Genomic DNA, 18,311 nt, shown 5'->3' on the forward strand with positions numbered 1-18,311 from the left:
CATCCTGCCGCATGTCCACCGGACAGGCCGCAAGCCCCGGCATCACGGATCGTAATCACACCTAAGTCAACAAGAAAACCCACCAGCGACCGCAAACCGGTCACCACCAGCGCAGGGTAACAAACCCTGGCCAGGCAGGAAAAAATACGATAATTACCGCGTCCGCCGCCGTGAAGTGATCACACTGAGTAGGTAACACCCTGCTAACCGCCCACAAACCTGTGGTTGACGTCACCCGATCCAGTGTCTTGTAATACGAGCCACGCGCGGTTCACGCAGACGCACCACTCGCCTTCGGCCCCCATGGGAGCACTGGATGTCCACATACCCGCACAGGTTGCGCACCTGGAGCGTTGTTGGTTGTTGTTTGATTGCCGGTGCGGTGTTGGCCGGGTGCTCGTCGGGCAAGGACGCCGCCGCACCCGCGCAGCAGGCGCCTACCAACGGCAAGATCACGCTGTACTACCTGCAGAAGCAGGGTGACCAGCAGTACTTCGTGGAGCAGGCGCAGGGCGCGCAGGAGAAGGCGAAGGAGCTGGGCGTCGACCTCAAGGTCGTCAACCTCGGCCAGGACGCCAACAAGGCCATCACCGAACTCGACGCCGCCGTCGCGCAAGGCGCCAACGGCGTCGCCATCGTGGTGCCCGACCAGGCCATCGGCCCGGAGGTCATCGACAAGGCCAAGAGCGCCGGCATCCCCCTCGTCGCCTCCGACGACGTCATCAAGGACGGCCAGGGCAAGGCCGCGGCGTTCGTCGGCTTCAACGGCACCCAGATGGGCACGTCCGTCGGCCAGGAAGCCGCGAAGCTGTTCAAGGCCGCCGGCTGGTCCGCCGCCGACACCAAGGTGATCAGCGCCTACAAGCAGGACCTCACCGTCTGCACCGACCGCGTCAACGGCGCCAAGGCCGCGTTCGAGAAGGACTCCGGCGCGCAGGTGCAGGTGATCGACGTCGGCACCGACAACTCCCCCGTCGACGCGCAGAACCGCTCCGGCGCCGTGATCAGCTCCAACCCGGGCGTGAAGCACTGGATCGTCTGGGGCTGCAACGACGAGAACGAGACCGGCGTCGTCACCGCGCTCGCCAATTCCGGCGTCGCCGCGAACAACATCCTCGGCGTCGGCTTGGGTGCCTACCTCGACTGCAAGGACTGGGCCGCGGGCAAGGACACCGGCAACAAGTCCTCGCTCTACATCTCGGGAGCCGAGGTCGGCAAGACCGCGATCCAGGTGCTCGTCGACAAGATCAAGAACGGCAAGGAGCTCCCCGCGGAGAGCATCGCCAAGACCACGATGGTGAACAAGGACAACTTCAAGGCGGCCGGCGTCAACTGCACCTGACGCGTCCGCGGCCCGGGGGTGTCCACAAGCGACGCCCCCGGGCTCCCCTGTGAGGAAGGCTCACCATGGCCAGTTCCACGGCGCTGATCGCCGAGGGCATCGGCAAGCGCTTCTCCGGCGTCACCGCGCTCGACGACGTGACGCTGGAGTTCCACTCCGGCGAAGTCCTCGCGCTCATGGGCGAGAACGGCGCCGGCAAGTCGACCCTGCTGCGCGTGCTCTCGGGCGACCACGAGCCCAGCGAGGGCACGCTGCGCCTCGACGGCGAGCCCGTGGTGTTCGACAACCCGCGCGCCGCGATGGCCGCCGGCGTGCGCGTGATCTACCAGGAACCGGAGATCATCCCGCACGTTTCCGTGGCGGAGAACGTGTTCGTGGGCGAACTGCCCGCGCGCGCCCGCGTGTTCAGCCGCCGCACGCTCAACCAGCGCACGCACGACGCCCTCGTCGAGTACGGGTTCGAAGGCGTGCTCGACCCGGCCACGCTCGGCAGCAAGCTGTCGGCCGCACAACGCCAGCTCGTCGAGATCCTGCGCGTGCTCACCGCGGCCACGCCGCCGCGCGTGATCGCGTTCGACGAGCCGACGTCGTCGCTGTCCGAGCACGAGGTCGAGGCGCTGTTCCGGCTCATCCGCCGGCTGCGCGACTCCGGCGTGGCCGTGGTCTACGTGTCGCACCGCATGAAGGAGATCTTCCAGCTCGCCGACCGCGTCGCCGTGCTGCGCGACGGCAAGCTCATCGGCGTCGAGCAGGCCGCCGGCACCGACGAGAACCAGTTGGTGCGCATGATGATCGGGCGCGACCTGTCGGCGCTCGAACGACGCGAGACGGCCGAGACCGGCGAGGTCGTGCTGCGGCTGGAGGGCTTGACCACCGACGACGTCACCGACATCTCGTTCGAGGTCCGCGCCGGTGAGGTCGTGTGCCTCGCCGGGCTCGTCGGCGCCGGCCGATCGGAGCTGGCGCGCGCGATCGTCGGCGACCTACCCGTGCGCTCCGGAACCGTGGAACTGGGCGGGAAGCGCTTCAAAGCCCACAACCCCGGCGACGCGGTGAAGGCGGGCATCGGGTTCGCACCCGAGGAACGCAAGACCGACGCGTTGCTGATGCAGCGATCCGTGCGCGACAACGTGTCCATCGCCGTGCTCGACCGCCTGCGCCGCTTCCGCGTGATCCGGCGCGCGAAGGAGCGCGAACTCGTGGCGGAGTACGTGCGCGAGCTGCGTGTGCGCACGCCGTCGATGGAGCAGGAGGTGCGCAAGCTCTCGGGTGGCAACCAGCAGAAGGCCGTGCTCGCGCGCTGGCTCGCCCGCCGCCCGCGGCTGCTGATCCTCGACGAGCCCACGCGCGGCGTCGACGTCGGTGCGAAGGCTGAGATCTACCGGATCATCGACGGTCTCGCCGAAGAAGGCATCGCCCTGCTCGTGATCTCGTCCGACCTGCCCGAGGTGCTCGCGCTGGCCGACCGCATCGTCGTGATGCGCGCCGGGCACGTCGCGGGCGAAGTGGGCCGCGACGAAGCCACCGAAGAAGCCGTACTGACCCTGGCCATCCCGGCGACGGAGCCGGCCGCCGAAGACATCCAGGAGGTGGGGGCGTGAGCACCCCGACCCGGCCCAGCTCCGCGCAGGAGCAGCCGACCGACCACCCCGATCCGCACCGCGTGTCGACCGCGCGCAAGGTGCTGGGCGGCATCGGCGTGCAGAACAGCAGCTTGATCATCACGCTCGTGGTGCTCGTCGTGCTGCTCTCGACGCTCAACGACAACTTCCTGCGCACCAACAACCTGCTGCTGATCGGCAGCGCGATCACCATCATGGGCCTGCTGTCGCTCGTGCAGACGCTGGTGATCATCCTCGGCGCGCTCGACATCTCCGTCGGTTCGATGGCCGGCCTCGCGTCGGTGATCTCGGCGATGGCGTTCACGTCCACCGGCAGCTCGATCGTCGGCATCCTGGCCGCCGTCGGCACCGGCATCGCGTGCGGGCTCGTCAACGGCCTGATCATCATCTTCGGCCGCGTGAACCCGGTCGTCGCGACGCTGGCGACCCTCGCGACGTACAAGGGCATCGCGCAGGTCGTATCGGATGGCAAGGCGCAGGGCTACACGGGCGCCGACGACCTGTTCATCTTCCTGGCCAAGGGCAGCGTGCTCGGCCTGCCGACGCTGGTGTGGGTGTTCCTGATCGTCGCGGCGGTGCTGCACTTCCTGCTGAAGTACACCGACATCGGCCGCAACGTGTTCGCCATCGGCGGCAACGACACGGCCGCGCGCCTGGCAGGCATCAACATCAACCGCTACATCATCGGCGTGTACGCGCTCGTCGGTGTGGTCGCGGCCATCGCGGGGGTGCTGATCACCGCGCGCACCGGCTCCGGCCAGCCGACGTCCGGCTCCGAAGGCCTCGAGCTGCAGGCCGTGACGGGCGCGGCGCTCGGCGGCACGATGCTCAAGGGCGGCAAGGGATCCATCGTCTCCACGGTGCTCGCGGTGTTCATCCTCGGCGTGCTCGACAACGGCATGTCGGGCCTGGGCATCAACCAGTTCTGGCAGAACGTGGCCCACGGTGCGCTGCTCGTGGTCGCCGTCGTGCTGCAGCAGCTGCGCAGCGGGGAGCGCCGCGTCGGTCTCCCGGCCTGACGTGGGCTCTGTCGTGGGGGAGGACGGAGCCGGCCTGCACGCCCGCGTCGTCGACGCGCTCGGCCGGCTGATCGTCGAAGGCACGCTGCCCGCCGGCGAGCCGATCGTGCCGGAGGACATCGGGCGCCGCTTCTCGGCCTCCCGGACGGTGGTCCGGGAGGCCCTGCGGGTGCTGCAGTCGAAGGGCTTGGTGGCGGCGCGGCCGCGGGTCGGCACGTGGCCGCAGCCGCCGGAAGCCTGGGACGCGATCGACCCGGACGTGATCGGCTGGCGCGTGGGTGGGCCGGACGGGCAGCGCCAGCTGCACGATCTGCTCGAGCTGCGCCACCTCGTCGAGCCGCAGGCCGCCCGGCTCGCGGCGCAGCACCGGAACCGCGACGAGCTCTCGGCGCTGGCCGCCGCGTACGGGTTGCTGACGGACGCGGTGGAACGCGAAGACACCGCAGAGTTCGCGGAAGCCGACGCGCTCTTCCACGCCGCACTCGTGCGGGCCGCGGGCAACGCACTGATCACGCAGCTGCAGGTGCCCGTGGTCGCCGCGCTGCGCGCGGCGCCGGAACCGACGGCAGGCACGCTGGTGGCGCACTCGCGAGTGCTCACCACCGTGCTGGCGAAGAACGCCGACGGTGCGGAGAGCGCGACGCGGCGGCTGCTGGAAACCGTTGCGGCGTACCACTGACCGGCACCTTGACACGTCAAGTGGTCCACACCATAGTCCGTGATCGACCGGCCACCGATCGCGGTGGCTCCCGCCGCCCTGAGCCTTTGAGGAGGACGCAGCCATGCGTTTCCCGGGAATCCGCGGCTTCGCCGTGCTCGCGGCGGCGGTGACGGCCGGCGGGCTGGCACCGGCGGCCACCGCGGCCGCGGCGCCGGCGGCCCCCGCCGCGCAGTGCTCGGTGGCCGACCTGATGGTCAAGGCCGGTGACTACTGGGTGGCCCACGGCGAGAACCTGGCACCGGCGGACTCGCAGAACGCGACGTTCCACGTGGGCAACCTCGCCGTCGTCAGAACCACAGGCGTGTCCAACCACACGACCCTGCCGTGGGGCCAGGCCAACAACTACCTGCTGCCGGCCACACCCGGTCAGCCGTTCCGCGCCGAGGACGAGGCAGCCGGCGAGGCGTACCTCGACCTCTACACCTACTTCCACCCCGACCCGCCGATCCTCGCGGACCTGCGCTCGCGCCTGGCCGACGAGGTGGCGAGCGTCCAGGCCGGGCACACGGCCTACTGGGACCACGTCGGCGCGCTGAACATGGCGATGCCGTCGTTCGCCCGCATCGGCGTCATGGACTCGTCCGAACCCACGCTGGAGGCGATGCAGAAGCTCTTCCACAGCACGGAAAAGAACCTCTTCGACGAGTTCACCGGCCTGTGGCGCACCGACGCGCGCTCGATCGGCTACTGGTCGCAGGGAAACGGCTGGGCGCTCGCCGCGCTCGTGAAGGTGCTGCAGGTCCTGCCCGCGAACGACCCGCGGCGGCCCGAGTACCTGCGGGTGTTCAAGAAGATGGCGACGACGCTGAGCGTGCTCCAGCGCCCCGACGGCTTCTGGAACGCCAACCTGCTGCTCCCCTTCGGCGGCCCTGAAAGCAGCGGCACCTCGCTCATCACCTACGGCCTCGCATGGGGCGTGAACGCGGGTGTCCTCGACAGCCGCTGGTTCAAGCCGGCGGTCGAGAAGGCGTGGCAGGCGTTGTCCACCAAGGCCGTGACGGCCGACGGTCTCGTCGGCTACGTCCAGCCCAAGACGGACGGACCCGGGCCGGCCGCGGCGACGGACACGTCGGGGTACGGGGTCGGCGCGTTCCTGCTGGCGGGTCAGCAGGTCGCGGACCTCACGCCGGGCTGCGCGCTGCCGCCGGCGCAGTGACCGCGGTCGGGCCGTTCCGCCCAGGAGCGGCCCGGCCGGCTACTTCAGGCAGTCCTTCGGGTCCCCGCGGGTGAGCGCCGGGTCGGTCTGCTCGAACGTCCGCGCCACCCCCGGGCCCGAGGACCGGGTCTCGAACCGCACGGTGACGCGGCCGTGGCCCGCGCCCTGCACCCAGCCCGTGCCGAACTCGGCGTGGACCACGTCGTCGCCCTGGCGCCAGCCGCTCGAGGACACCGGTGCCGACCCGCCCGGCGACGGCGTGGTCGCCACCACCGGTTCCGCGGCCGCGGGCACGGTGAGGGTGAACAATGCGTCCTGGTGCGGCACGGAAAGGCCGCTGAACGCGACCCCGGCCAGCCGCACGCCGCCGAACTCCCGGGGGTCGAGCAGCAGCCGTTCGGCGGTGGCGGCGAGCTGGCCGAGGTCGTCGGTGGGCGACGCGGTGGTCTCCGACCGCGTCACGGTGCTCATGTCCGTGTGCCGCAGCTTGATCACGACCGTGCGGGCAACCCGCCCGGCCTTGACGAGCCGCGCGTGGGCGCCCGCGGCGATCTTGCGGACCTCCGCGCGCAACGTCGGCAAGTCGACGATGTCGGTGTCGAACGTCGTCTCCGCGCTGACCTGCTTGGCCTCGCCGCGTTCGGCGACGGCGCGATCGTCGGTGCCGCCCGCGAGCTTGCGCAGTTCACGGCCCACCACGCCCCCAAGCGTCGCCACGGCGTCGGCCTCCGACAGCGCGGCCAGCTCCCCCAGCGTGAGCACGCCGATCGTGCGCAGCTTCGCCTCCGCAACCGGCCCGATGCCCCACAACGCCCGCACCGGCAGGGGCGCGAGGAATCCCCGCTCCGTGCCCGGTGGCACCACGAGCAAGCCGTCGGGTTTCGCCCGGTCGGAGCCGATCTTCGCGATCTGCTTGCCCGTGCCCGCGCCGATCGACGCCGTGAGGCCGGTTTCCGCGCGGATGCGCGCCCGCAGGTCCTCGGCGAACCGCGTCACCTCCTCGACGGAAGCCCCGGCCAGCGACGGCGGTTCGGCGAACGCTTCGTCGAGCGAGATGCGCTCCAGCACGGGCGCGACCTCAGAGACGACGTCGAAGACCTGCTTGCTCAGCACTTCGTAGAGCCGGAACCGCGGCGGCAGGACCACCGCACCGGGCGGGAGCAGCCGCCGCGCCTGCGACATCGGCATCGCCGAGCGCGCGCCGTACTCGCGGGATTCGTAGCTGGCCCCGGCCACGACCCCGCGCGGGCCTGTGCCGCCGACGACCACCGGGCGACCCCGCAGCGTCGGCCGCGTGAGCTGCTCCACCGAGGCGTAGAAGGCGTCCAGGTCGAGGTGGACGACCCAGCGGGTCACGTCAGCTCCCGCCGGTGGCGTCCAGGAGCCGGTGCAGCGCCTCGGTGTAGGCCTCGAACGCGGCGCGGCCCTTGGCGGTCAGGCGCACGAGCGTGACGGGGGTGCGGTGCTCGTAGGCTTTCGTGATCTCGACGTACCCGGCGTCCTCGAGCTTGCGCAGGTGCGTGGAGAGGTTGCCGGCCGTCATGTCGAGCAGTTGCTGCAGCCGCGGGAAGGTGATCTGGTCGCCCCGGTGCAGCCCGGCGAGCGCGACCGTGACGCGCAAGCGGGCCTGGGCGTGGATCACCGGGTCGAGTTCCGGCAGGCTGGCCTCGGTCACCGCTCGGCCGCCCGCGTCGGCCCGCGGCGCCGCTCCCGGACGAAGTACACGAGCGAAGCCACGAGGAAGCCGCCACCGCCGGCCAGGCACAGCACGAGGAAGTTGCCCGGCACGCCCACGAGCACGCTCGCGCCGCCGGACACGATGATCCACACGCCGAAGCCGTACTGGAGCTTGTCCTGCCACAGCATGCCGCCCGCGAGGTACAGCACCCCCGTGAGCAGGAGGGAGGTGCCCGACCACAGCAAGGAGATCGTGTGCGGGTCGAGCACGCCGGCGTTCATCACGCTGATGTTGATCAGGCACAGCGCGGCGAACGAGATCATCCAGCTCCAGCCGTACATCGCGCCGATGCGCCGCGACGGGCCGCGGATGCCGCGGTTGATGCGGCTGCCGTAGTAGATGGAGTACGCGATCGCCGACACGAACAGCACTGCGACCACCACCCCCGAGAGCCACCCCGGCATGAGCGGCCTCGCGTGGCTGGGATCGGACAGGAACACCAGAGCCCAGCCGACCAGCCACGCGAGGGCCCATACCCCGAGCAGGCGCGCCGGGCCGGCCCCCAGCTCCCGCCGCGTCCGCTCGTTCTGCCGGGCGATGAGGTTCAGCGACTCGGCCGCCGTCATCGGCTGCTCTTCGTCGTCTTCCACCTTGCTTCGCCCTCCCACCGTGCTGACCCCTATGCAGCACGGAAGCTACTGTGCTGCTCGTTACCGATCCGACCACAGTCACGGCGGGAACGGTCGCCAGACACGGTAACGTCCCGTTGGGTGCCCGCCTGCTTTTGGTCGGATTGGCAACAAGTCACACGACCTTCGCCGTGTCCAACCGGAACCGCCGCACCACCACGAGCGCGGGCACGACCAGCCACGCGGCCAGTACGCCGACGGCGAGCCCGAGCCCGCCGGAGTGCGTCACCGGCATCGCGCCGACGCGGCCGAGCCAGTACGTCGGGACGAAGTGCGCGACCGTCGTCATCCACGTCGGCATGATCGACAGCGGCATCCACAACCCGCCGAACACGCCCAGCGGCAGCATCAGCGCCCCCGGTCATCGCGCCGACGGTGTCGCCCTTGCCGAACAGCCCCAGCATCAGCCCGAGCACCGCGAAGGGCAACGCGGCCAGCCACACGGCCAGCGCCGTCAGCAGCCACTGCCCACCGGTGAGGTCGACGCCGCGCAGCGCGCCGGCCACGAAGACCACGACCAGCACAGGCAGCGCCATCGCCATCGCGGACGCGAGCTTGACGAACAGGTAGTCCGGGCCGCGCATCGGCGTGAGGCGCAGCTGGCGCTGCCAGCCGTCGGTGCGTTCGGTCGCCACGCGTGTGCCGGTGAACAGTGCACCGCTCATGGCGCCGTACGCACCCGTGTTGATCATCGTCGTGGTGCTCGCCCGGACACCGTCGGGCCCGACGTAGTCGCCGAACAAGCCGCCGAAGAGCAGGAACATGCCCAGCGGCACGGCGATCGTGAACAACGCGAACTGCGGACTGCGCACGATGCGCAGGATCTCCAGGCGCAGGTAGACGAGGTTCATCGCAGAGCTCCTTCCGGTCCGCCGGTGGTGTCCGGGGCGTCGGCAGTGTCGGCGGTGTCGGCGGTGTCGGAGGTGTCGGAGGTCAAGGCGAGGAACGCTTCTTCGAGCCCGACGGCCGTGATCTCGATGTCACTGGCTTCGGGGAACGTCGTGAGCAGCGCGCGGATCGCCAGGTCGGAGTCCGCGCACGCGAGCTCGGCCCGCGCGCCCTGGATGCGCGCCGTGGTGACGCCGGCGAGATCCGCCAGCGCGGCCTGGCTCGCCCCTGGCACCACGGCGCGCAGCACCCGCCCGGACACGGCGGCGCGCACCTCGGCAACGGTCCCGTCGGCCACCACGCGGCCGTGGCGCATGAGGACGACGCGGTCGGCGTAGTCCTCAGCCTCGGCGAGGTAGTGCGTCGCGAACAGCACCGTGCGCCCGGACGCGCTGAACTCGTGCATCGACGCCCAGAAGGACCGGCGCCCGTCCACGTCCATCGCGGCGGTCGGCTCGTCGAGCACCAGCAGTTCGGGGTCGCCGGCGAGCGCCAGTGCGTATCGCACGCGCTGCAGCTGGCCGCCGGACAGCTTGCCGCATCGGCGATGGGCGAACTCGCCGATGCCCGCCCGTTCGACGACTTCCCCGGCGGGCAGCGGGTTGCGGTACATCGACCGCATCAGCGCCACCAGCTCCGCCGGCGTAACGTCGCGCAGCAGGAACCCGTTCTGCACCATCGCCGCCAGGCGCCCGGCGTCGACGGCCGCGCGCGGCTCGCCACCGAACACCCGCACGTCCCCCTCGTCGGGCTTCGTCAGCCCCAGCAGCATGTCGACCGTGGTCGACTTGCCGGCCCCGTTCGGGCCCAGCAGTGCCACCACTTCGCTCCGTTCGACCTCCAGTGACAACCCGTCGACCGCGAGCACGGGACCGAACCGCTTGGTCAGTCCCCGCAGGCTGAACGCCTCGCTCATCTCGTCCCCCGTCGACTTTGCATCGCAAACCTCCAGGCGAACTTTGTAACACAAACTTCGCTGCGAAGGAAAGCCCTATGTGCGGCGAAGCCGATTGATCAAGGCCCCGCAGACGGCGAAGCGCCGGGTGGGGAAAGTCCCCACCCGGCGCTTGGCCGTGCTGTTTCAGCAGGTCAGAGGTGACCCACCAGCGGCAGCGACCGCGCCTTCGCCTGCTCCTGGGCGGCCGGCGCGGACGGCGCCGGCTGCGGCTGGGGCAGCGGGGCGCACTCGACGTCCGCCGTGCGGCCCGGCTTGCGGGCCGGCAGGGCGCCGGTCGCCAGGTAGTCCGCGATCTTGGTGTCGACGCACGCGTTGCCGCGCGGGGTGATGGCGTGGCTGGTACCACCCGGCTCCGCGATCAGCGACGCACCCGGGAAGCGGCTACGGACCTCGAGGCTGCCTTCGTACGGCGTGGCCGCGTCCAGCGTCTCGTCGATCATCAGCACGCTCTTCACGCCCTTGCCGTCGACCTGCACCGGCTTGCCGGCCTTCGCGGGCCAGAACACGCAGGGCGCGTTGAACCAGGCGTTCTGCCAGGTGAAGTACGGCGCCTTGAGGAACGTCTTCCAGTTGTCGACGCGCCACTGGTTCCAGTTCGTCGGCCACTGCACGTCGGTGCACTGCACGCCGAGGTACACGGCGTAGCCGTTGTCGCTGTCGGACTCGAACAGGGCCTTGACCTGCGACGGGTCGCCCTTGGTCACGAGGGCCGACAGCGCGTCGGCGACGCCGAGCCAGGTCAGCTGGTAGTACGAGGCCTGCTGGATGACGTCGGTGAGCTCGTCCGGGCCGATCTGGCCGCCGGCGGGCTTGAGCGAGAGCTTGACCAACTCGCGGTCCACGGTCGCCTTCACCGCGGCCTGCGTCTTGCCCAGGTGGTACGTGCTGTCGTACTTGGCGAGCCAGCCGAACCAGATGTTGATGTTGCGGTCGAACGCCACGTCCTGGTTCAGGTTCGCCTGGTACCACACGTTGCGCGGGTCGACGGTCGAGTCCAGCACCATGCGGCGCACGCGCTGCGGGAACATCGTGCCGTAGACCTGGCCGAGGTAGGTGCCGTACGAGTAACCGTAGAAGTTGATCTGCTCGGCACCCAGCGCGGCACGGATCGAGTCCATGTCGCGCACCGTGTCGGTGGTCTTCAGGTTGTCGAGCAGCGCCTTCGGGTTCTTCTTGGCGCAGTCCGCGGCGTAGTTCTTGGCGCGGTCGAGCCAGGTCTTCTCCAGCTGCGGCGTGAGCGGCACGTAGGAGGGCCGGTCGAAGCTCGTGTAGCCGTTGTCGCAGGACAGCGCGGGCTTGCTGGAGCCGACGCCGCGCGGGTCGAAGCCGATCCAGTCGTACGCGTCGCCCGCGTGGTTCGGGACGTTGCCGCCGACACGCGCGAGCGTGAGCCCCGAACCGCCGGGGCCGCCGGGGTTGGTGAGCATGACGCCCTGGTACTGCGAGTCCGGCGTCTTGTGCTTGATGCGGCTCACGGCGAGCTGTGCCTTGGCGCCGCCGGGGTTCTGGTAGTCCAGCGGCACGGTGACGAAACCGCACTGGGCGCCGGCTGCCTGGAGGCCGGCGTTGTCGCACGGTCCCCACGCCACGGGCGGCGGGGTGTAGGCCGCGGGGGCCGGAGCGGCGGGCGCCGCGCCGGCGGCGGGCGCGGCGACCAGCGAGGCCAGCGTCGCGGCGGCGACCGCCGCGAAGACAGCACGTCTCACAGGTGTTCCTTCCCTGTCGGGTTCGAGTCGGTCGGGGGCCCGCCAGACCCTAGACCCCTTCGTGCCCGCTGAGCGGCACTTCGCCCGTCGCGGCCCGATAGTCCCTACTAAAGGTGGACGTTCGAGCCGGAAATCGGGTTGGTCGTCGCCCACGCGGGCCGCTACGGTGGCCCGCATGACGATCTTCCCGCGCATTCGGCGGCTCTGACCCGGCGTGACTCTTCACCGCCGCGCACGTGCGCGGCCGTCCCCTTGCGCGCCGGGCCCTTCCTGCAGTCCGGAAAGGACCCACCACCTTGCGCGAACACATCGTGATGGTCGGCGCCACCGCGCCGAGCCACATCTACCCGTCCCTGGGTGTCATCGCCGAACTCGTGCGCCGCGGCCACCGCGTGAGCTACGTCGTCGGTTCGCCCCTGGCGTCGCTGGTCGAGCCGACGGGTGCCGACGTGGTCACCCACCCGACGATCCTGCCCCTCGGCGAGGCCGGCATCTGGCCCGACGACCCGGCCGACGCCATGCGCGTCTTCCTCGACGAGGCGATCGCCGTGCACCCGCTGCTGCTGAAGGCGTTCGACGACGACCGGCCGGACCTGGTGCTCTACGACATCGGCGGGCTCGGCGCACCGCTGCTGGCTTCGCGGTACGGCGTGCCCGCCGTACAGCTCTCGCCGACGTTGGTCGCGTGGGAGGGCTACGACGAGGACATGGCCGAGGTCATGGACCCGATCAAGACCTCTCCGTCCGGTGTGGACTACGCGCGGACTCTCGGCGAGTGGCTGCTGCAGAACGGCGTCGACGAGGACGCGTGGACGTGGCTGGGCCACCCGCCGCGCGTGCTGTCCCTGATCCCGCGCGCAATGCAGCCGCACGGGGACCGCGTCGGTTCACACGTGCAGTTCGTCGGGCCGTGCCTGTCTCCCGACCGCCTGGCCGACCGCAGCTGGACCCCGCCGTCCGACGGGAAACCCGTGCTGCTGGTCTCGTTCGGCACGGCGTTCACCGACCAGCTGCCCGTGTACCGGGCGTGCCTCTCCGCTTTCGCGGATTCCGGGTGGCACGTGGTGCTGTCGCTGGGTTCCTCCGTGTCACCGGCGGACCTGGGCCCGCTACCGTCGTCGTTCGAAGTGCACGAACGCGTGCCCCAGCTGGCGGTTCTCGAGGCCGCCTCGGCGTTCGTCACCCACACCGGGATGGGCAGCTGCACGGAATCCCTGTGGTACGGCGTGCCCGCGGTCCCCATCCCGCAGGCCGCCGACCAGTTCGGCAACGCCGCCCAGCTGGAATCCCTCGGCGTCGGCCGCCACCTCCCGGCCGCGGACGTCACTCCCGCGTCCCTGCGCAGGCTGGTGGACGAGGTCGCCGCCTCGGCGGACGTGGCCGCACGGCTGGCCGCGCTGAAGGCCGAAATCCGCGCACACGGCGGGATCGAAGTGGCCGCCGATGCGGTGGAGGCGTTCCTGGAGTGAGCGCAGGGCGGGGTCCCCGGTGACCTTCGGAACCCCGCCTCTCTCACGTGCGGATCGCGAAGCCTCGGCAGTGATCACCGCCGGCGCTTTCGTTTCGGCGCGTTGTGCCGTTGGTGTTGCGGTTCCCGGTCCGCGCTACACCCCGGCAACAACCGAGAGCACTCGTCAGGCCCGCAGCCCAACAGCACAGTCGAGGCCACCGAACGGCTCGGCAACGCGCTGACCGACGTCGTTCTGAAGAACATCGAACAGGCATACCGTGGACCGTTGCCGAAACCGGGTCACCAAGGTCATCCTGCAGTCGCGTGAGCAACATCGCCGGCTGCCGCTCGAAGAGGTCGTGGTGAAGACGGCGGTCAAGAGTGTGTGGAACCTCTTGCAGCCGCGGACGTGGTTCGGAGTGCTCACCGGATTCAAGAATGACCTGCTGCGTTGATCCCTTGCTGAATCGTTGACCGGCAAGGTGAAGCAGCGCCTTCTCAAGGCCTTGAGCGACGGGCTTCCTCGGCTGCTGAGCGAAGCCGGGGCTGCGGCGGCGTAACCAGCCGTTCCGCCGCAGCCCTCCTCGCTTCTCTCACGCGCGGATCTCGTTGAGGTAGTTGTAGATCGTGTACCTCGTGACGTCCAGGTGCGTCGCCAGGTGGTCCACCGCGTCTTTGATCAGGAAAAAGCCCGCTTCGTCGAGTTCGCGGACCACGGCGGCCTTGTGGCGCTTCTTCATGAGCTCCACCGGGATCCCCGCCTTGCCGATCGCGCGGTCGACGAGGAAGCGCTGCAGGCTGTCGACGTCCGGGGGGAACGTTTCCGCGCGCGCAAGCGCGGCGGCGCCGTCCGCGGATGTCTCGCTGTTCACGCACAGGCAGCCGACGGCGGCGCCGTCCGCGTCGCGCAGGAAGAGGGTGGACGAGCGGATCGGGCGGCCGTCCGGGCCGTGGGTCTGGTAGTTCGTGAGGTCCTGCGTGGTGCCGCGACGGACGAGGCCCAGCAGCAGGTCCGTCATGGGGCCGCCGACCGTCCGGCCGGTGACGTCGCCCGCGATGGCGACGATGGAGTCGGGCAGGCGCGACAGGTCGTGCAGCAGCACCTCGTTGCCGGGGCCCAGCATGGCGGCCAGGCCGTCGACGGCGGGGATCAGCGAGGTCAGCAACGCGTGCGTCGCCGCGCCGGCGGCGGCCGGGGGGACGACGACGAACCTGCGCGGCCGCAGCAGATCGTCCAAAGCGGACCGAAGCGCGTCGGCCGCGGAGACGGCCGTGGATGCGTGCGGGGAGAGCCGCACGTGCTCCGGGCGGACCGTCGCCGCGATGCCGGCCGCGGACAACGCCGCGCCGACCTGCTCCGCCGGGTGGCCGGGCAGGGTGAACGCCAGGATGCCCGCGCGCCGTTCAGTCGCGGACACGATCGAAGCGCCCAGCGACAGCAGCACTTCTTCCAGCGCGCCCACGCGTTCCGCGATCCGGCCCGCGATCGCCGCGACGCCCGCTTCCTCCACGAGTTCCAGTGCCGCCGCGAAGGCACCCGACGTGACCGGGCTCAGGTTCGAGATCGACCAGCCCGCGGCGGTCGCGTCGGCGGGGTGGATCTCGTCGTCGAAGAGGCCGGGGTCGCGCGCGCCCGTCCAGCCGGACAGGATCGGCTCCAGCCGCTCCAGCGCGCGGTCGGACAACACGGCGAACCCCGTGCCCCAGCCCGCGCGCAGCCACTTCTGGCCACCGGCCACGAGCACGTCCGCGACCTCCCACGGCTCCTCGACCACGCCGAAACCCTGGATGGCGTCGACGACCAGCAGCCGGTCGCCCACCGCTTCACGCAGCGCGGCGAGGTCCGCGCGGTAGCCCGTGCGGAAATCGACGGCGCTCACCGACACCACCGTCGTCTCCGGCGTCAGCGCCTCCGCGACGCGAGAAGCCGTCACGTACCCGCTGGGCAACCGCCGAACGTGCACCCGCCCGGCCTGCTCGGCCCGGGCCCACGGATACGTGTTCGCCGGGAATTCCGCCGCCGACACGAGGACCTCACCGGTGCTGTTGAACGCCGCCTGGAACAGGCCCAGGCTCGTGTGCGGCAGCAGCACCGTGTGGTCGGTGTCGCTGCCGCACAGCCGCGCGGCGGCCGCCTTCGCGCGCGTCTCCTGGCGCATCAGCTCGTCCACAGTGGACGGGCCGGCCTTCGTCGTCGCCTCGAGCAGGCTCGCCGTGGTGTCGAGCACCGCGTGCGAGGGCGGGCCGAAACGCGCGAAGTCCAGGTAGCCGGCGGGCTCGTCGAACTGCAGCAGGTACCGGGGCGAGATCCGCGTCACGAGAGGACCCGCGCGAGGAACTGGCGGGTGCGCTCGTGCTCCGGCGCCTTCAGCACGCGCTCCGGCGGACCGGTTTCGACCACCGCGCCGTCGGCGAGGAACACCACCTCGTCGGCCGCCTCGGCGGCGAAGGCCATTTCGTGCGTCACGACCACCATCGTCATCCCCTCCTGCGCCAACGTACTCATCACGGCGAGCACCTCCCCCACCAGCTCCGGGTCGAGCGCCGACGTCGGCTCGTCGAACAGCATCAGCTTCGGCTTCATCGCCAGCGATCGCGCGATCGCGACACGCTGTTGCTGACCACCCGAAAGCTGCGCCGGGTACGCGTCGGCGCGGTGCGCGAGCCCGACGCGGTCCAGCAGGTCCAGTGCCTCCGTGCGCGCCCGCTCCGCGTTCGTGCCGAGCACGCGCACGGGCCCTTCGACCACGTTCTCGAGCACCGTCCGGTGCCCGAAGAGGTTGAAGCGCTGAAACACCATGCCGATGTCCCGGCGCTGCCTGGCGACGTCCTTTTCGCGCAGCTCGTACAGCTTCCCGCCGCGCAGCTTGAACCCGATCGGCTCGCCGTCCACCCACACCTGGCCGGCGTCGATGGTCTCCAGGTGGTTGAGGCACCTGAGAAAGGTGCTCTTGCCCGCCCCCGACGGCCCGAGCAGGCACACCACCTGGCCCCGGTGGACTTCCAGGTCGATGCCCTTCAGCACCTCGGTGTGCCCATAGCTCTTGCGGACGTCGACCGCACGCAGCAAAGGTTCAGACACGTGCACTCCTCACCAGCGGCATCCCGCGCAACGCCTTGCCCGCGCGCGCCACCGGGCCCCGGTCGGCCGCCCCGAACGCGCGTTCCAGGTAGTGCTGGCCGACGCCGGCCACGGTCACCACGACCATGTACCAGATCGCCGCCGCGATCAGCGTTTCCATCACCAGCAGGTTGTTCGACGAAATGTTGTTGGCCGCGTGGATCAGCTCCGTCACGCCGATCACCGACGCCATCGACGTGCCCTTGAGCATGTTGATGAAGTCGTTGCCGGTCGGCGGGATGATCACGCGCATCGCCTGCGGCAGCACGACCCGCCGCAGCGTCGCGCCCGGCGTCATGCCGATCGACTTCGCGGCTTCGGTCTGGCCGACGTCGACGCTGTTCAGGCCCGCGCGCACGATCTCGGCCATGTACGCGCTTTCGTTGAGCGCCAAGCCGAGCAGGGCGGCGGTGAACGCGCTGATCAGCACGTTCGTCTGCTCGTGGACGAGGTAGCCGCCGAAGGGCAGCGGGATCGAGATCGTCGGGAAGATCAGCGCGAGGTTGTACCAGATCAGGATCTGCAGCAGCACCGGAAGCCCGCGGAACAGCCAGATGTACGCGGCGGCGAACCACCTCGCCACCGGGTTGGCGCTGCGGCGCAGCAACGCGATCAGGATGCCGAGCACGATGGCGACGGCCTGCGAGATCACCGCGAGCACCACGGTGTTGAGCAGGCCGACCGCCATCACGCGGTAGAACACGAAGTCCGGCACCGAACCCCACTCGATCTGGGCTTGCGCGAGCGCGAACCCCAGCAGCACGAGCACGGCGATGATGAGCACCGCCGCAATCCAGCGGCCCCAGTGCCTGAGCCGGACGATCGGCAGCGGCTCAGCTCCCGCCATTGACGGCTGCCTCCTTGACCGCGCCCTGCTCCACGCCCCAGGCCTGCAGGATCTTGCCGTACGTGCCGTCGGCGACGAGTTCCTGCAGCGCCTGCTTCACGGCGTCGCGCAGCTTCGTGTTGGTCTTGGTGAAGCCGATCCCGTACGGGCCGCCCTCGATGGGCTGGCCGGGCACGACCTCGAAGAACTTGCCGTCGCCGGCTGTGCGCGAGATGTAGACGGCGCTGGGCAGGTCGTTGAGGATCGCGGCGACGCGGCCGGTGCGCAGCTGGTTCTGGTTCTGCGTGTCGGAGTCGGTGGCCGTGACGGTGATCGCGGGCTTGCCGGCCTGCGTGCACTTGGTGCTCTGCGCGGCGGCGAACTTCTGGTGGCTCGTGCCCTGGACGACGGCGACGTTCTTGCCGCACAACGTGTCCGGGCCCGTGATGCCGTCGGGGTTGCCCTTGCGGACCATGATCGTGATGCCGGAGGAGAAGTAGTCGACGAAGTCGATCTGCTGCTGGCGCTCCTTCGTGTCGTTCATCGCGGCCATGGTCAGGTCGACCCGGCCGGACTGCAGGCTCGTGATCAGTGAGCCGAACGCCATGTCCTGGTACGACACCGTGACGCCGAGCTTGGCACCGATCGCCTTCGCGAGGTCGACCTCGTAGCCGATGGGCGTCTTGCCGTCGCTCGAATAGAAGTTGTTGGGCGCCGACTGGATGTTCGACGCGAGGTGCAGCGTCTTCGCCTGCGCGACCGCGGGCGGCAGGGCGGCGGTGAGCTGCGCGTCCGGCTTCACGGCGGAGATGAGCGCGGAGTTGTCCGGGATGGCCGAGGCCGCGGGCTGGTCGGCGGCGGCCGAGCCGCCGGCGCCGTCGGGACCACCTCCGCAGGCGGCGGTGACGAGAGCGAGTGAGCCGGCGAGCAGGCCGGCCTGCCAGGCGCGGGTACGGGACGGCGACGGCATGTGGGGACCTCCAAGGCGTCGTGGTGGGCGGAACGCTACAACTCGTTGTTGAAGAGGTCAACGCCTAGTTGAAGTCCGCTGGTCCGCTGGTGTGCCGGATCATGCGCAGGGGAGTGCTCGGAGCCGCCGCGATCGCACCCGCGGCCTTCCTGAGGCCGGCCCGGG

Annotated in this window: 17 protein-coding genes; 7 read left to right on the plus strand and 10 right to left on the minus strand. The window is 70.4% G+C overall.

Annotated features, from left to right (window positions below):
• Positions 1-382: 382 nt before the first annotated feature.
• From I6J71_RS36370 to I6J71_RS36390, 5 genes are all read left to right on the plus strand, one after another.
• The gene (locus I6J71_RS36370; protein WP_239154107.1) at positions 383-1,342 is read left to right on the plus strand and encodes a substrate-binding domain-containing protein; all 960 of its coding nucleotides are present in this window, start codon (positions 383-385) and stop codon (positions 1,340-1,342) included.
• Positions 1,343-1,407: 65 nt separating this feature from the next.
• Entirely contained in the window at positions 1,408-2,943 is a 1,536-nt protein-coding gene (locus I6J71_RS36375; RefSeq protein WP_204091002.1) for a sugar ABC transporter ATP-binding protein, read from the plus strand.
• Entirely contained in the window at positions 2,940-3,983 is a 1,044-nt protein-coding gene (locus I6J71_RS36380) for an ABC transporter permease (protein ID WP_204091003.1), read from the plus strand. Before I6J71_RS36375 ends, I6J71_RS36380 begins: the two co-directional genes overlap by 4 nt.
• Positions 3,984-3,996: 13 nt before the next feature.
• Positions 3,997-4,662, plus strand: a complete 666-nt coding sequence (locus I6J71_RS36385; RefSeq protein ID WP_239154108.1) for a FadR/GntR family transcriptional regulator — start codon at positions 3,997-3,999, stop codon at positions 4,660-4,662.
• Positions 4,663-4,765: 103 nt separating this feature from the next.
• Positions 4,766-5,860 carry a glycoside hydrolase family 88 protein gene (locus I6J71_RS36390; protein WP_204091004.1) on the plus strand — a complete coding sequence of 365 codons (1,095 nt, stop codon included), beginning with the start codon at positions 4,766-4,768 and terminating at the stop codon, positions 5,858-5,860.
• Positions 5,861-5,899: 39 nt separating this feature from the next.
• On the opposite strand, the gene I6J71_RS36395 is transcribed toward I6J71_RS36390, so the two are convergent.
• The 6 genes from I6J71_RS36395 to I6J71_RS36420 form a co-directional block, all read right to left on the minus strand.
• Positions 5,900-7,216: a DNA polymerase IV gene (locus I6J71_RS36395; protein ID WP_204091005.1), complete on the minus strand. Its 1,317-nt coding sequence runs from the start codon at positions 7,214-7,216 to the stop codon at positions 5,900-5,902.
• Position 7,217: 1 nt separating this feature from the next.
• Positions 7,218-7,535, minus strand: a complete 318-nt coding sequence (locus I6J71_RS36400; RefSeq protein ID WP_204091006.1) for a transcriptional regulator — start codon at positions 7,533-7,535, stop codon at positions 7,218-7,220.
• A complete protein-coding gene (locus I6J71_RS36405; protein ID WP_204097406.1) occupies positions 7,532-8,164 on the minus strand; it encodes a hypothetical protein in 633 nt (210 codons plus the stop codon). The genes I6J71_RS36400 and I6J71_RS36405 overlap by 4 nt, the downstream gene beginning before the upstream one ends.
• A gap of 53 nt (positions 8,165-8,217) precedes the next feature.
• Entirely contained in the window at positions 8,218-9,078 is an 861-nt protein-coding gene (locus tag I6J71_RS36410; RefSeq protein ID WP_239154109.1) for an ABC transporter permease, read from the minus strand.
• Complete coding sequence (locus I6J71_RS36415) at positions 9,075-10,031, minus strand: ABC transporter ATP-binding protein (RefSeq protein ID WP_204091007.1); 957 nt, start codon at positions 10,029-10,031, stop codon at positions 9,075-9,077. The genes I6J71_RS36410 and I6J71_RS36415 overlap by 4 nt, the downstream gene beginning before the upstream one ends.
• A gap of 173 nt (positions 10,032-10,204) precedes the next feature.
• Positions 10,205-11,779, minus strand: coding sequence for an alpha/beta hydrolase (locus tag I6J71_RS36420; RefSeq protein WP_239154110.1), 1,575 nt, complete (start codon positions 11,777-11,779; stop codon positions 10,205-10,207).
• A 314-nt stretch (positions 11,780-12,093) separates the two neighbouring features.
• On the opposite strand from I6J71_RS36420, the gene I6J71_RS36425 reads away from it, so the two are divergent.
• Both I6J71_RS36425 and I6J71_RS36430 read left to right on the plus strand, forming a co-directional pair.
• Entirely contained in the window at positions 12,094-13,248 is a 1,155-nt protein-coding gene (locus I6J71_RS36425) for a macrolide family glycosyltransferase (protein WP_204097408.1), read from the plus strand.
• Between the two features lie 259 nt (positions 13,249-13,507).
• Positions 13,508-13,684, plus strand: a complete 177-nt coding sequence (locus tag I6J71_RS36430; RefSeq protein WP_204091008.1) for a hypothetical protein — start codon at positions 13,508-13,510, stop codon at positions 13,682-13,684.
• A gap of 138 nt (positions 13,685-13,822) precedes the next feature.
• Here the strand turns inward: I6J71_RS36430 and I6J71_RS36435 are convergent, their stop codons facing one another.
• The 4 genes from I6J71_RS36435 to I6J71_RS36450 are packed head-to-tail and all read right to left on the minus strand — an operon-like array spanning position 13,823 to position 18,146.
• Entirely contained in the window at positions 13,823-15,547 is a 1,725-nt protein-coding gene (locus I6J71_RS36435; RefSeq protein ID WP_204091009.1) for an aminotransferase class V-fold PLP-dependent enzyme, read from the minus strand.
• The gene (locus I6J71_RS36440; protein ID WP_304503252.1) at positions 15,544-16,311 is read right to left on the minus strand and encodes an amino acid ABC transporter ATP-binding protein; all 768 of its coding nucleotides are present in this window, start codon (positions 16,309-16,311) and stop codon (positions 15,544-15,546) included. The genes I6J71_RS36435 and I6J71_RS36440 overlap by 4 nt, the downstream gene beginning before the upstream one ends.
• Positions 16,304-17,197, minus strand: coding sequence for an amino acid ABC transporter permease (locus I6J71_RS36445; protein WP_204091010.1), 894 nt, complete (start codon positions 17,195-17,197; stop codon positions 16,304-16,306). Before I6J71_RS36445 ends, I6J71_RS36440 begins: the two co-directional genes overlap by 8 nt.
• Positions 17,184-18,146, minus strand: a complete 963-nt coding sequence (locus I6J71_RS36450; RefSeq protein ID WP_204091011.1) for an ABC transporter substrate-binding protein — start codon at positions 18,144-18,146, stop codon at positions 17,184-17,186. Before I6J71_RS36450 ends, I6J71_RS36445 begins: the two co-directional genes overlap by 14 nt.
• Positions 18,147-18,311: the final 165 nt, after the last annotated feature.

The sequence above is a fragment of the Amycolatopsis sp. FDAARGOS 1241 genome (assembly GCF_016889705.1).
Classification (GTDB): domain Bacteria; phylum Actinomycetota; class Actinomycetes; order Mycobacteriales; family Pseudonocardiaceae; genus Amycolatopsis.